Genomic DNA, 13,539 nt, shown 5'->3' with positions numbered 1-13,539 from the left:
GCCCCGCCCCCGCGGCGAATCCTTCAGGCGACGCCGGCACCGCGGCAAGGCCCCATCGATTCGTACTGGGGCAATGCTCCGGGTGGCGCAAGTGGACCGCTCTCAGTGAATCCACTTGTTGGCGTTCTTGCCAAGGTTGCGATCGAGCACACTGGTGAGCCTGTTCATTGCGCCGTCGATGGCCTGCTGCATTTCGCAGGCATCGAAGGACACCGACATGGGGTCGCGCCCCTTCATGCGTGCTTCTACCTTGCAGCGTTTGTCCTGGGGGCCGCTTTTCAGGGCGTTTTCGTCGGAGAGATGAATTTCCACGCGGGTGAGATGTTCCTCATAGCGCTGTAACTTGTCTCGTACTCGGCTTCGGATATCCGTCTTGAATGCCATCGAGGTGTCGACGTGTTTTCCGCTGTTGACCATGACCTGCATAACCATTTCCTCATGCTGGTGGGTTCGCAACGGCCCGAACAAGGGCCTCATGATTTACGACGGGGTGATGACGACAGAGGTTCGCGGACGGTTGTGACAGCATATGAGCGGCTAGGTGTATTCGACTCGTTGGCTCAAGCCGTCACGCAACGCATCGATCAGTTGCCTGACCTTGGGCGACAGATGCCGTTGTTGCGGGTAGAGCGCCCACACCGCGGTATTCGGTGGCTGGTGATTGGCGAGCAGGGACACCAGGGCGCCACTGCGCAGGTGTTCGAGCACGTAATAGTCGGGCAGCTGGCACAGGCCCAGCCCGCCGAGCGCCGCATCCAGCACGGCCTGGCCGCTGTTGCAGCGCCAGTTGCCCTGAACCCGTTGAGAGGCTTCGCGGCCATCGAGCTGGAATGTCCAGACATCGCTGCTGCCAACCAGGCAATTGTGTCGAGCCAGCTCCGAGAGGCTGTGCGGGCGACCGTAGCGCTGCAGGTAGTCAGGCGATGCGCACAGGTACATGCGCCTTGGCGCCAGGCGCGTCGCGAGCATTCGCGAGTCCTGCAGGCGGCCCAGGCGAATGGCGATGTCGAAACCGTCCTGGAGCAGGTCCAGGGTGCGATTGCTCAGTTCGATATCCACGGAAAGCCTCGGGTGGCGGGCGGCGAAGGCGGTGACCAATGGCACGATGAAGCGCTCGCCATAGGCCACCGCACAGGTCATGCGCAGCAGCCCCTTGGGCTCGCCGCCCAGATCGCCAATCGCATTGAGCGCTTCCTCCCGTGCATCCTGCAGGCGCTGGCAATGCTGCAGAAAGGTCTGACCCGCCTCGGTCAGCGCCACCTTGCGCGTGGTGCGATAGAACAGCCGGGTATGCAGGCGTTCTTCCAGGCGGGCGATTTGTCGGCTTACCTGGGATGAAGACAACCCCAGGCGTTCGGCGGCAGCCGTGAACTGGCTGCATTCCGCCACAGCGACGAATTCGTCCAGGCCTTCCCAACGATTCATGTTCTTCCCCTTTTGCTTGGCCAGCGATTGATTGTCCCTGGATGGCAATAATGTTTTGCATTCTGCCTGATTATCTCTCGCTGTGGGTCTACTACACTCCCTCCCCATTGCTTTCCCATCAGGAGAATCTGGATATGATCAAGTCGCGCGCCGCCGTAGCCTTTGCGCCCAACGAGCCGCTGAAAATCGTCGAAGTGGATGTCGAGCCGCCCAAGGCTGGGGAAGTGCTGGTACGCATCGTCGCGACCGGTGTTTGCCACACTGACGCCTACACCCTGTCCGGTGCCGACTCCGAGGGCGTATTCCCCTCGATCCTCGGCCACGAAGGTGGCGGCATCGTCGAAGCCATCGGCGAGGGCGTGACATCGGTGGCTGTAGGGGATCACGTGATTCCGCTGTACACCGCCGAATGCCGCAAGTGCAAATTCTGCCTGTCGGGCAAGACCAACCTGTGCAGCTCGGTGCGTGCTACCCAGGGCAAGGGCCTGATGCCCGATGGTACGTCGCGCTTCAGCTACAACGGTGAGCCGATCTATCACTACATGGGCTGCTCGACGTTCTCCGAATACACCGTCCTGCCGGAAGTCTCCCTGGCTGTCATTCCGAAGGAAGCGCCGCTGGAAAAGGTCTGCCTGCTCGGCTGTGGCGTGACCACCGGTATCGGCGCCGTGCTCAACACCGCCAAGGTGGAGGAGGGCGCCACCGTGGCCATCTTCGGCCTGGGTGGCATCGGCCTGGCAGCGATCATCGGAGCGAAGATGGCCAAGGCCTCGCGCATCATCGCCGTCGATATCAATCCGGCCAAGTTCGACGTGGCCCGCGAGTTGGGCGCGACCGACTTCGTCAATCCGAAGGATTACGACAAGCCGATCCAGGACGTGATCATCGAGTTGACCGATGGCGGTGTGGACTACAGCTTCGAATGCGTCGGCAACGTGCAACTGATGCGCGCCGCACTGGAGTGCGCGCACAAGGGCTGGGGTGAAAGCGTGATCATCGGTGTGGCCGGTGCTGGCCAGGAAATCAGTACCCGCCCGTTCCAGCTGGTAACCGGTCGCGTTTGGCGTGGTTCGGCTTTCGGTGGCGTCAAGGGCCGCACCGAACTGCCGAGCTATGTGGAGAAGTCGCAGAGTGGCGAAATCCCGCTGGATACCTTCATCACCCACACCATGGGCCTGGAGCAGATCAACGACGCCTTCGATCTGATGCACGAAGGCAAGAGCATCCGCACCGTCATCCACTATTGATCAGTGGGGCGGATAACGCCGTCGCCCGACGGCTTGTCCGCCGCCCGTGAGGACTCGTCATGACTTTGGAAATCGTTTCCAGCAACAAGAGCTTTGGCGGCTGGCACAAGCGCTATCGCCACCGCTCCACGTCGCTCAACTGCGACATGGTGTTTGCCGTCTATCTGCCGCCGCAAGCCGAGAAGGGCGCCAGGCTGCCAGTGCTGTATTGGCTCAGCGGGCTGACCTGTACCGACGAGAACTTCATGCAGAAGGCCGGCGCCCAGCGCATGGCAGCCGAGCTCGGCCTGATCATCGTCGCCCCCGACACCAGCCCACGCGGTGAGGGCGTGCCGGACGACGCCAATGGCGCCTACGACTTCGGTCTGGGTGCCGGCTTCTACGTCAATGCGACGCAGGAGCCCTGGGCGCGTCATTACCGCATGTACGATTACGTGGTGCAGGAACTGCCGGCGTTGATCGAGGCCAACTTTCCGGTATCCGACAAGCGCGGTATCGCCGGACACTCCATGGGCGGCCACGGCGCGTTGATCTGCGCGCTCAAGAATCCGGGGCGTTATGCTTCGGTCTCGGCCTTTTCGCCGATCACCAATCCGCTGAACTGCCCGTGGGGCGAGAAGGCGTTTTCCAACTATCTCGGTGAAGACCGTTCGCGCTGGCGCGAATGGGATGCCAGCGTGCTGATCGCCGATGCGACGGAGAAGTTGCCTATTCTGGTGGATCAGGGAGATCGTGACGATTTTCTCGACGGCCAGCTCAAGCCTCATGCGCTGGAAGCGGCGGCCAAGGCGGCCGGCCATCCGCTGACCCTGCGCCTGCAACCGGGGTATGACCACAGCTACTACTTCATCGCCAGTTTCATCGAAGACCACTTGCGCCATCATGCCGGGGCGCTGGCTCGCTGAATGAAAAAGGGCGCTACCGGTTCAACCGGCAGCGCCCTTCCTTTCGCTGCTACAGATCACTCACCCAGACTGGATCTCAGCATCCAGGCATTCTGCTCGTGCACGCCGATGCGCGCTACCAGCATGTCGTGGCTGAACAGGTCACCGGCTTCTTCGGCCAGTTCAGCGAACTCGCTCATGCGCCGAGCCACTGCTTCGTTGTCCTTCACCAGCTCGCCGATCATCTGCGGTGTAGGTTTGTGTGGCGCTTCATTGTCGATGACGGTGAGCGCGCGGAAGGTTTCCCCACCGGTCGGCGCCAGTTTGCCCAGGGCGCGGATACGCTCGGCAAGCTCGTCAGCGGCCTGATGAATTTCGTTGTACTGCGCGTCGGTCAGCTTGTGCAGGCCATAGAAGTTCGAGCCTTGCACGTTCCAGTGCACGCCCAGGGTCTTGACGTACAGGGTGTAGCTGTCCGCGACCGCCTTGGTCAGTGCTTCAGCGACCTTCTCGCGGGCAGCGCCATCGACGCTGGTATTGATGGCCAGGCCATCGCCCTTGAGTTTCTGTGCGCTGGCTTTTGCCTTGGGTTTTGCTGCTGTCGGTTTGCGTGCTACGGCCATGATGGTCTCCATGGTTGCTAGAAATGTTTTGCTACCTCTTGTCGACTATCCGTAGGGCGAGAACATTCCAACATTTTCGCGATATAGAGTTTGCGAAGGCGGTGGAGGGGGAAGCTGCCTTGCGGTTTTTCTCTTCAGGTCGCCTGTACGGTCGCGCGCTGACGCCCTGAGCAACCTGTGCCGGAGCGCGGTGTTTTGCTCGACATGGAGATCACTGAAAATGGCTAGGCGGGAATGGGTTTTATTCCATTGGCCGCTTCAGCAGCCGGGCAAGTCCGCCTCCAGTTGTTCTTTCGGGTAGAATCGGCCTTTTTTGCGAGGGCATCGGTTCATGCGGATTGGCCATGGTTACGATGTGCACCGCTTCGGCGATGGGGATTTCATTACCCTGGGCGGTGTGCGTATCCCCCACAAGTTCGGCCTGGTTGCCCACTCCGATGGCGATGTGGTGCTGCATGCCCTTGCCGATGCGTTGCTCGGCGCCGTAGCGCTCGGTGATATCGGCAAGCATTTCCCGGATACCGACCCTGACTTCAAGGGCGCTGACAGCCGTGTGCTGTTGCGCCATGTGCTGGGGCTGGTTCACGCCAAGGGCTGGAAGGTTGGCAACGTCGACGCCACCATCGAAGCTCAGGCGCCAAAGATGGCTCCGCATATCGAAGCGATGCGCCGGCTGATCGCCGAGGATCTGCAGGTCGAACTGGATCAGGTCAACGTCAAGGCCACCACCACCGAGAAGCTGGGTTTCGTGGGCCGTGAAGAAGGTATCGCGGTGCATGCCGTGGCCTTGCTGGTCAGCGCATGACCGAACTGGAACTGCTCGGCCCGCTGGCCTATGGCGAGCCCTGCGGAAAGGCTGTTCTTAAGGCCGTCGCCGAGGATTTTCAGGTCGACGAAGTGCTGGATATCGAATTGTCCGGCGCAGGTGAGCATCTGTGGCTGTGGGTCGAGAAGCGTGGCCTAAATACCGAGGAGGCTGCTATCCGCCTGGCGCGTGCCGCCGGAGTGCCGGTACGAATGATCAGTTATGCCGGGCTGAAGGATCGCCAGGCGTTGACTCGGCAGTGGTTCAGCCTGCATTTGCCCGGCAAGAGCGATCCCGATCTGGGTAAGGCTCAGGACGAATCCCTGGTGATCCTCAAGCAGGTTCGCCATTCGCGAAAGCTGCAGCGCGGCGCCCATGCTGCCAATGGTTTCATCCTGCGCCTGACTGCCTTGCAGGCCGATCAGGCGGCGCTGGATGAACGCCTGAGAAGCATCGCCGCCCAGGGCATTCCCAATTACTACGGCGCTCAGCGCTTCGGTTTCGAGGGCGGCAACGTTGCGCATGCCCGGCATTTCGCCGAGCGCAAGGAGCTGCCGGAAAAGCGCAATGTGCGCTCTCGCGTCCTGTCGGCCGCGCGCAGCTTTCTGTTCAACCGGGTATTGGCCGAGCGAGTCGCCGCCGGCACCTGGAACCAGGCGCAGCCCGGCGACCTGCTGGCGTTCACCGACAGCCGCAGTTTTTTCGCTGCCGGTGAAGCCGAATGCCTAGATCCGCGGTTGACCCAGCTGGACTTGCACCCGACCGGTCCGTTGTGGGGCGAAGGCCCGTCCCCAGCGGCTGGAAGCACTCGACATCTGGAGCAGGGCATCGGTGACGCCGAGGCGCAGCTGGCCTTATGGCTGGCAGAAGCGGGCATGGCGCACGAACGGCGTATCCTGCGCCTCCCCATTAGCGGTTTGACGTGGCATTATCCCGAGCCTGACATTCTGCAACTGGAATTCGTCCTGCCGGCTGGATGTTTCGCCACTGCTCTGGTGCGCGAAATCGTCGACCTTTTGCCTGCAGGGCAGACGGACAACCCATGCGTATTCTGATTTCAAACGATGACGGCGTGGCCGCACCGGGCCTTGCCGCGTTGCATGCTGCGCTGGCCGATTACGCCGACTGCACGGTGATTGCACCCGATGGTGACCGAAGCGGCGCGAGCAGTTCGCTGACCCTCGATCGCCCGCTGCACCCGTGCGTCCTGGCCAACGGCTACATCAGTCTCAATGGTACGCCGACCGACTGCGTGCACCTGGGACTCCATGGCCTGCTGCCCGACGTTGCCGATCTGGTCGTGGCGGGTATCAACCTGGGGGCCAACCTCGGTGATGACGTGCTGTATTCAGGTACCGTAGCCGCGGCTCTCGAAGGCCGTTTCCTGGCCCGCCCGGCATTCGCCTTTTCGCTGCTTTCGCGTTCCGCCGAAAACATGCCGACCGCCGCTTATTTCGCTCGCAAGCTGGTCGAGGCCCATGAGCAGCTCGATCTGCCGCCGCGCACCGTGCTCAACGTCAACGTGCCCAATCTGCCACTCGAGCATATCCGTGGCGTGCAACTGACCCGACTCGGCCATCGCGCTCGGGCTGCGGCGCCGGTGAAAGTGGTCAACCCGCGTGGCAAGGAAGGTTATTGGATCGCCGCTGCCGGCGACGTGGAAGATGGCGCTCAGGGCACTGACTTTCACGCGGTGATGCAGGGCTACGTCTCGGTAACGCCGCTGCAACTCGACCGCACCTATCAGGATGGCCTGAATCGCCTCAAACCCTGGCTGGAGGGGCTGATGACATGAATCGGGAGCATGACCGCCACGGGATTGGCATGACCTCTCAGCGCACCCGCGAGCGCCTGATCCAGCGTCTCTACGATGAAGGCCTGTCGAACGCCCAGGTGCTCGAAGTGATTCGCCGTACACCGCGCCATCTGTTCGTCGACGAGGCCCTGGCCCACCGTGCCTATGAAGACACGGCGCTGCCGATCGGCCATAACCAGACCATCTCGCAGCCCTACATGGTCGCGCGCATGAGCGAGTTGCTGCTCGCCGCCGGTCCGTTGGACAAGGTGCTGGAGATCGGTACGGGGTCCGGTTACCAGACAGCGATTCTGGCTCAACTGGTCGAGCGGGTGTTCACGGTCGAGCGCATTCAGGGCCTGCAGGAACGGGCCAAGGAACGACTGGTCAAACTCAGCCTGCGCAACGTGGTGTTCCGCTGGGGCGATGGCTGGGAGGGCTGGCCTGCGCTGGCGCCCTACAATGGCATTATCGTCACGGCTGCTGCATCCGATGTGCCCCAGGCCCTGTTGGATCAATTGGCCCCAGGTGGGCGACTGGTCATTCCTGTCGGTTCAGGTGACGTTCAGCAATTGTTACTGATCATTCGCGAGGAATATGGTTTTTCTCGGCACGTACTCGACGCGGTTCGGTTCGTGCCCCTGCTTAACGGCCCTCTGGCCTGATTCAATCAATACGGAAGGATGCATGAAGAAAACCTTGTTGCTATATACCAAAGGGATAGCCATGGGCGCTGTCGACGTGGTGCCCGGTTTCTCCGGTGGCACCGTCGCCCTGATCACCGGTATATACGACAAGCTGCTCGCCTCGTTTGCCGCCATGCCCGAAGCGCTCCTGCTGTTCTTCCGCGGACGCGTCAAGGATGCCTGGCAGGCTTGCAACGCCAGCTTTCTGCTGGTCGTCATGCTCGGTATCCTCAGCAGCATCTTCACCCTGGCGCGGGCGATCAGTTTCCTGATGAGCGAGCACCCGGTACCGCTGTGGGCGTTCTTCTTCGGACTTGTGCTGGTTTCCGTGTACCTGGTGGGGCGCGAAGTGAGTGCCTGGCGCGCCAATCGGCTGGTCGGTTTCGCAGTGGGGCTGGCGTTCGCGCTGTGGATCACGCTCGCTGTGCCCATGCAGCTCTCCGCTGACCCACTGATGCTGTTCATCGCCGGCGCCATCGCCATCAGCGCGATGATTCTGCCGGGCATCTCTGGGAGCTTCATCCTGGTGTTGCTGGGGCTTTACCCGGTGGTGCTGGGTGCCGTGAAGAATTTCGATCTGGCGGTACTGGCGATATTTTCTGCCGGTTGCGTGCTGGGCCTGCTGACCTTTTCCAAGGCACTGAGCTGGCTGCTGGCGCATATGCGCGACCTGACCATGGCGTTCCTCGCTGGCCTGATGCTGGGTTCGCTGGTCAAGGTATGGCCCTGGAAGCAGACGCTTACATGGCAAATCAACCGTCATGGTGAATCGTTTCCTCTGGAACAGGTCAATCTACTGCCGTGGCAGTTCTCTGATGTCAGTGGCGAAGACGCACAACTGCTGCTGGCCATTGCCTTGAGCTGTTTTGCCATCGTATTGGTGCTGGGTGTGGAATGGCTGGCGCGCCGCCGCCAGTTGCAAGAAGTCTGACGTTTCGGCGTTCGTTACGGGTCGCTCGAGGCCGTCTGCAAGGGAGATACGGGTGAGTTTCACAGCCAATCAAGGGCGCTTTTGCTCGGGCATGCTACGCAATGTGCTGGTTCTGGCCGTGTTGAGCACGGTACTGGCAGGTTGTGCCAGCTCGCACTCCGGTAATGTGCAGGTAGTGGACCGCAACAACGCTGCCGCGCAGCGCCAGCCGGTGACGTCTGGTCAATACCGCGTGCAACGAGGAGACACACTTTACTCCATCGCCTTTCGCTACGGCTGGGACTGGAAAGCGCTGGCTGCCCACAACGCCATCGCCGCTCCCTACATGATCCGGGTTGGCCAGGTTATTCGCTTCGGCTCAGGCAGTTCGAGCAGGCCGGTAGCGACCTCGTCCCCTTCTGCCAGCACACCTGTAGTGACTACGCCAAGTCGGCCAACCACGCCGGTTCAGGCGCCTCCGGCAAGAACCACCACACAGCCTTCGACGCCGGTCGTCGTGACCCCGGCAACCACGCCCGTGGAGCCTGTTCAACGTTCGGCAACGGGGTGGGCATGGCCTGCCAGCGGTGCGATTATCGGACGTTTTTCCTCAAACGGTAGTTTGAATAAAGGCATTGATATCGCAGGTGAATTGGGACAGCCTGTCCTTGCTGCGTCTGGTGGATCCGTTGTCTACGCCGGGAGTGGGTTACGGGGCTACGGTGAATTGGTGATCATCAAACACAGCGATACCTACGTGAGTGCCTACGGTCACAACCGAAGGCTGTTGGTACGTGAGGGGCAGCAGGTCAAAGTCGGGCAACAGATTGCCGAGATGGGTTCCACAGGAACTGACCGGGTGAAGCTTCACTTCGAGATTCGCCGCCAGGGTAAGCCTGTAGATCCAATGCAATACCTGCCACGTCGTTGATCTGTCGCTCGTTCGCCCCTCATGTGGGATGGACGGGCTCGGATGTTGCCAAGGATAACGGCGCATCGGGGCTTGCTGGTCGAACTCAGCAAGGGACGGAAGAATAAAATGGCACTCAAGACCAAAGAAGCGCCGGAGTTTGACATCGACGATGAAGTGCTCCTGATGGAGCCCGACATCGATCTTGACGATGGGGCAGGCGAGCAGGCTGGTACCAAGACCACTGCGCGCGCCAAAGCCAAGCCATCCACCGGCAGCAAGCAACACAAGTACATCGACTACACCCGGGCGCTAGACGCCACTCAGCTTTACCTCAACGAAATCGGCTTTTCCCCCCTGCTTACCCCGGAAGAGGAAGTGTTCTTCGCGCGTCTGGCGCAGAAGGGCGATCCTGCCGGCCGTAAGCGCATGATCGAGAGCAACCTGCGGCTGGTGGTCAAGATCGCCAGGCGCTACGTCAACCGCGGGCTCTCGCTGCTGGACCTGATCGAAGAGGGCAACCTCGGTTTGATCAGGGCCGTCGAGAAATTCGATCCCGAGCGTGGTTTCCGTTTTTCCACCTACGCCACTTGGTGGATTCGGCAGACCATCGAACGGGCGATCATGAACCAGACCCGCACCATCCGCCTGCCCATTCATGTGGTCAAGGAGCTCAATGTCTACCTGCGTGCAGCGCGGGAATTGACCCAGAAGCTCGATCACGAACCGTCCCCCGAAGAAATCGCCAACCTGCTGGAAAAGCCGGTGGGCGAGGTCAAGCGCATGCTCGGGCTGAATGAGCGGGTATCGTCCGTTGACGTGTCGCTTGGCCCAGACTCCGACAAGACGCTGCTCGATACGCTCACCGATGATCGGCCCACCGATCCCTGTGAGTTGCTGCAGGACGACGATTTGTCCCAAAGCATCGATCAATGGCTCTCGGAACTGACCGACAAGCAGCGTGAGGTGGTGGTGCGCCGTTTCGGTCTGCGTGGTCATGAGAGCTGTACGCTCGAGGAGGTAGGTCAGGAGATTGGCCTGACCCGTGAGCGCGTTCGGCAGATCCAGGTGGAGGCGCTGAAGCGCCTGCGCGAGATACTCGAGAAGAACGGCCTTTCCGCCGATTCTCTGTTCCAGTAAACCCCGGCCTGCCAGGCCTTGTGCCAGTCAGCTCCGCTGACTGGCTTTTTATTGGGCGCGTGATTCCGGCAAACCGGTTCGCAGCGCGTCCTGCTCGCTCGGTGAGCAAAAAAAACGGCGCCCATGTGGGCGCCGTCTCGCTTTCCTGTTTCCGATCAGAGCGGCTGCGTTTCCTTTAGCTGCAGCAGGGCATCCGAGTGCGATTGCACGGCACGATATTGCTCTGCATCGCTGCTCAGTACCGCAGAAGGTGCCGGGAACATCTCGTGCAGCTTGCTGCTCCACTCGGCTGATGCCGCCTTTTCGGGGAAGCAGCGGCGAATCAGGTCGAGCATGATCGAGACCGTTACCGATGCGCCTGGCGAGGCACCCAGCAGGGCGGCGATGGAACCGTCCTTGGCTGCCACCAGCTCGGTACCGAACTGCAGAATGCCGCCTTTGTTGGTGTCCTTCTTGATGATCTGCACGCGCTGGCCGGCGATCTCCAGGCGCCAGTCACTGGCCTTGGCTTGCGGATAGAAGCCGCGCAGCGTATTGAGGCGCTGATCCTGGGATTGCATCACTTCCTTGACCAAATAACGGGTCAGGTCGAAGTTGTCGCGAGCCACTGCCAGCATCGGGCCGATGTTGTTGAGGCGTACCGACATGGGCAGGTCGAGGAACGAGCCCTTCTTCAGGAACTTGGTGGTGAAGCCGGCGTAAGGTCCGAACAGCAGGGATTTCTTGCCGTCGACGACGCGGGTATCCAGATGCGGCACCGACATGGGTGGGGAGCCCACTTCGGCCTGGCTGTACACCTTGGCCTGGTGCTGGTTGACCACTTCCGGGTTGTCGCAGCGCAGCCACTGGCCGCTGACCGGGAAGCCGCCGAAGCCCTTGCCTTCCGGAATGCCCGACATCTGCAGCAGGGGCAGGGCACCACCCCCGGCACCGAGGAACACGAAGCGGGCCTGGATCTCGCGGTGATTACCGCTCTTCGGGTCCTTGGTGCTTACGCGCCAGCCGTGCTCGTTGCGGGTCAGGTCCGTGACGCGCTGGTTGCAGGTCACGCGAGCGTTGCTCTGCTGCACCAGGTAGTCCAGCAAGCTCTTGGTCAGCGCGCCGAAGTTGACGTCGGTACCGTTGGCCACGCGGGTCGCTGCAATCGGCTCGCCGGGATCGCGGCCTGGCATCATCAGTGGCATCCACTGGGCCATGGTGTCGCGGTCTTCGCTGTACACCATGTCTTCGAAGGCATGGTGCACACGCAGTGCCTCGAAGCGTTTCTTCAGGTAGTCGATGCCTTTCTGGCCGCGAACGAAGCTGAGGTGTGGGACCGAGTTGATGAAGGTCTTCGGCGAGCCGAAGGTGCCTTTCTTGACCAGGTAAGCCCAGAACTGCTTGGATTCCTCGAACTGGGCGTTGATGCTCACCGCCTTCTTGATATCGATGGAACCGTCAGCCGACTCGGGGGTGTAGTTGAGCTCGCACAGGCCGGCGTGGCCAGTGCCTGCGTTATTCCAGGGGTTGGAGCTTTCAACTGCACCGGCGTCCATCGCTTCCACGACTTCCAGCTTGATGCCCGGATCGAGTTCCTTGAGCAGCACGGCCAGCGTCGCGCTCATGATGCCGGCTCCGACCAGCACTACATCTACAGCTTCGTAATCGTTCTGCGCCATTACCACATCTCCAAAAAATCAGCTTCCAATCGATGGCCTTCGGCCTGGGCGTAGATGCGCCTGTCAGCGGTTGCAGAGCTGTCCTGGGGATCCGGGTGACGGGAGGGGGTCGCCTTGTCCTGCCGCAAGATGATTCATATGTTCGCCACACTCTTGTGAAGTTATTGAAACCGTTTTTTCACGTTCTTTTGGAACGCGAACCTCAAAAGTTCATGTGCCTGTTGGGCCATCCTCGGCGGCAGATGTTCCGCGAAAACGCGGTAATCGCTGCATGGAGCGAGGAAGGCTGTCGATATCGAGCAGCACGAAGTGGGCGACTCTCTGTGGCGTTGCCGATGGCTCGAAGTGCATCAGCGGTACGGCGAGGCCGATCAGGAGGCGTCCTTATAATCGGGGCGCGATTATAAGGCGAAAGCGAGAGAATTGATCAGCTGCGTGTGACTTTTATTGCACGCGCAGTTCTGCCTGCAAACGCCCGGATGTGCGTTCAGCGGGAGGTGAAGGCGCTTTCCGGGAGCGCGGAGCCGAGCCAGGCGAGGCGTTGCTCGTTGACCTCGTGCCAGCTTGCAGGCCCCGGAGCATGGGCGCTCTGGCGAAATGCGCGGCATATGCCGTGTTCATCGACGCAGGCGAAAATCCGAGGGCGTGGTGGCAGTGCAGCCTTTTTCAGTAGTGCGCGCATCAAACAAACTTCCATCGTGCAAAGCGACCAAAGTCTTATACCGCTGGCATGTGACGAGCACATGACCGGAACCGCGTTCACCCATTGCAGGTCGATTCGTTATACTTCGCGACGCCTTATGCGCCCCTCCATGGAGAACCGAGTATGAATCGCCTGTTGTTTGGTCTGGTTGCCGCTCTCAGTCTGGCTCTTGTCGGTTGTGCCCACAGCCCGCAGCAAATCAGCCCGCAACCCAAGCTCATCGGATCATTGACCCCCGTTGGCCAGGGCCAGCCCGTGGTCGTACGCGTCGTTGACGGCCGTCCATCCCCGGTTCTGGGGACCCGTGGCGGTCTTTACCCGGAAACCAGCGCCATCAGCGTCGCTGGCCAGGACGTACTGCCCAAGCTGCAGGCTCAAGCCGAAGCCGCAGTGCGTTTGCTGGGCTTCACGCCTTCGGCCAACGCCTATAACGCGCCGCAACTGACCCTGACCCTGGCCGAGCTGAAGTATCAGTCGCCCAAGGAAGGTCTGTACGTCACCGAAGCCGACATGACCGCCACCTTCCGCGCCGACGTGCAGAACAGCAATCGCCGTTACAGCGGCCGCTACGGTGCTTCTCTCAACCAGCGCTTCGGCATGGCGCCGAATCAGGAAACCAACACCAAGCTGGTCAGTGACGTGTTGAGCGATGCCCTGACCCGCACCTTCAAGGATCCGACGCTGTCGCAGATTCTCAGCGGTCAGTAGATCGATCACGCAGTACGAAGAAGCCCCGACATGTCGGGGCTTCTT

General features: G+C 61.1%; 14 protein-coding genes. 10 read left to right on the top strand and 4 right to left on the bottom strand.

Features of this window, described 5'->3' with window-relative positions; genetic code table 11:
• Positions 1 to 102: 102 nt before the first annotated feature.
• Both ACT9T4_RS06925 and ACT9T4_RS06920 read right to left on the bottom strand, forming a co-directional pair.
• Positions 103 to 426: an HPF/RaiA family ribosome-associated protein gene (locus ACT9T4_RS06925; protein WP_042555192.1), complete on the bottom strand. Its 324-nt coding sequence runs from the start codon at positions 424 to 426 to the stop codon at positions 103 to 105.
• A gap of 111 nt (positions 427 to 537) precedes the next feature.
• Positions 538 to 1,425, bottom strand: a complete 888-nt coding sequence (locus tag ACT9T4_RS06920) for a LysR substrate-binding domain-containing protein (protein WP_499116196.1) — start codon at positions 1,423 to 1,425, stop codon at positions 538 to 540.
• Positions 1,426 to 1,559: 134 nt separating this feature from the next.
• On the opposite strand from ACT9T4_RS06920, the gene ACT9T4_RS06915 reads away from it, so the two are divergent.
• Positions 1,560 to 2,672, top strand: a complete 1,113-nt coding sequence (locus tag ACT9T4_RS06915; RefSeq protein WP_042555194.1) for an S-(hydroxymethyl)glutathione dehydrogenase/class III alcohol dehydrogenase — start codon at positions 1,560 to 1,562, stop codon at positions 2,670 to 2,672.
• A gap of 59 nt (positions 2,673 to 2,731) precedes the next feature.
• Positions 2,732 to 3,577 carry an S-formylglutathione hydrolase gene (gene fghA / locus ACT9T4_RS06910; RefSeq protein ID WP_499116194.1) on the top strand — a complete coding sequence of 282 codons (846 nt, stop codon included), beginning with the start codon at positions 2,732 to 2,734 and terminating at the stop codon, positions 3,575 to 3,577.
• Positions 3,578 to 3,633: 56 nt separating this feature from the next.
• Here fghA and ACT9T4_RS06905 read toward each other — a convergent pair whose 3' ends face one another.
• Entirely contained in the window at positions 3,634 to 4,179 is a 546-nt protein-coding gene (locus tag ACT9T4_RS06905; RefSeq protein ID WP_052493837.1) for a Dps family protein, read from the bottom strand.
• 331 nt (positions 4,180 to 4,510) lie between these two features.
• Between ACT9T4_RS06905 and ispF the strand changes: the two genes are divergently transcribed.
• From ispF to rpoS, 7 genes are all read left to right on the top strand, one after another.
• Entirely contained in the window at positions 4,511 to 4,984 is a 474-nt protein-coding gene (ispF, locus tag ACT9T4_RS06900) for a 2-C-methyl-D-erythritol 2,4-cyclodiphosphate synthase (RefSeq protein ID WP_042555196.1), read from the top strand.
• The gene (gene truD, locus ACT9T4_RS06895) at positions 4,981 to 6,039 is read left to right on the top strand and encodes a tRNA pseudouridine(13) synthase TruD (RefSeq protein ID WP_499116191.1); all 1,059 of its coding nucleotides are present in this window, start codon (positions 4,981 to 4,983) and stop codon (positions 6,037 to 6,039) included. Before ispF ends, truD begins: the two co-directional genes overlap by 4 nt.
• Positions 6,027 to 6,779: a 5'/3'-nucleotidase SurE gene (gene surE / locus ACT9T4_RS06890; RefSeq protein ID WP_042555198.1), complete on the top strand. Its 753-nt coding sequence runs from the start codon at positions 6,027 to 6,029 to the stop codon at positions 6,777 to 6,779. The genes truD and surE overlap by 13 nt, the downstream gene beginning before the upstream one ends.
• 29 nt (positions 6,780 to 6,808) lie before the next feature.
• Complete coding sequence (locus ACT9T4_RS06885) at positions 6,809 to 7,444, top strand: protein-L-isoaspartate(D-aspartate) O-methyltransferase (protein WP_499116189.1); 636 nt, start codon at positions 6,809 to 6,811, stop codon at positions 7,442 to 7,444.
• Between the two features lie 22 nt (positions 7,445 to 7,466).
• Entirely contained in the window at positions 7,467 to 8,396 is a 930-nt protein-coding gene (locus ACT9T4_RS06880; protein WP_042555200.1) for a polyprenyl-phosphate transporter, read from the top strand.
• Between the two features lie 91 nt (positions 8,397 to 8,487).
• Positions 8,488 to 9,306 carry a peptidoglycan DD-metalloendopeptidase family protein gene (locus ACT9T4_RS06875; RefSeq protein ID WP_082045847.1) on the top strand — a complete coding sequence of 273 codons (819 nt, stop codon included), beginning with the start codon at positions 8,488 to 8,490 and terminating at the stop codon, positions 9,304 to 9,306.
• A 108-nt stretch (positions 9,307 to 9,414) separates the two neighbouring features.
• Positions 9,415 to 10,425, top strand: coding sequence for an RNA polymerase sigma factor RpoS (rpoS, locus tag ACT9T4_RS06870; RefSeq protein WP_042555202.1), 1,011 nt, complete (start codon positions 9,415 to 9,417; stop codon positions 10,423 to 10,425).
• Positions 10,426 to 10,580: 155 nt separating this feature from the next.
• Here the strand turns inward: rpoS and mqo are convergent, their stop codons facing one another.
• Complete coding sequence (mqo, locus tag ACT9T4_RS06865; RefSeq protein ID WP_499116187.1) at positions 10,581 to 12,083, bottom strand: malate dehydrogenase (quinone); 1,503 nt, start codon at positions 12,081 to 12,083, stop codon at positions 10,581 to 10,583.
• A gap of 826 nt (positions 12,084 to 12,909) precedes the next feature.
• Here mqo and ACT9T4_RS06860 point away from each other — a divergent pair.
• Positions 12,910 to 13,494 (top strand): YajG family lipoprotein, encoded by a 585-nt coding sequence (locus ACT9T4_RS06860; protein ID WP_042555205.1) that lies wholly within the window; start codon positions 12,910 to 12,912, stop codon positions 13,492 to 13,494.
• Positions 13,495 to 13,539 lie beyond the last annotated feature (45 nt).

The sequence above is a fragment of the Pseudomonas sp. SZ40 genome (assembly GCF_052958135.1).
The sequence above is the reverse complement of the archived record's forward strand: the minus strand, read 5'-3'. Positions and strand labels throughout refer to the sequence as shown.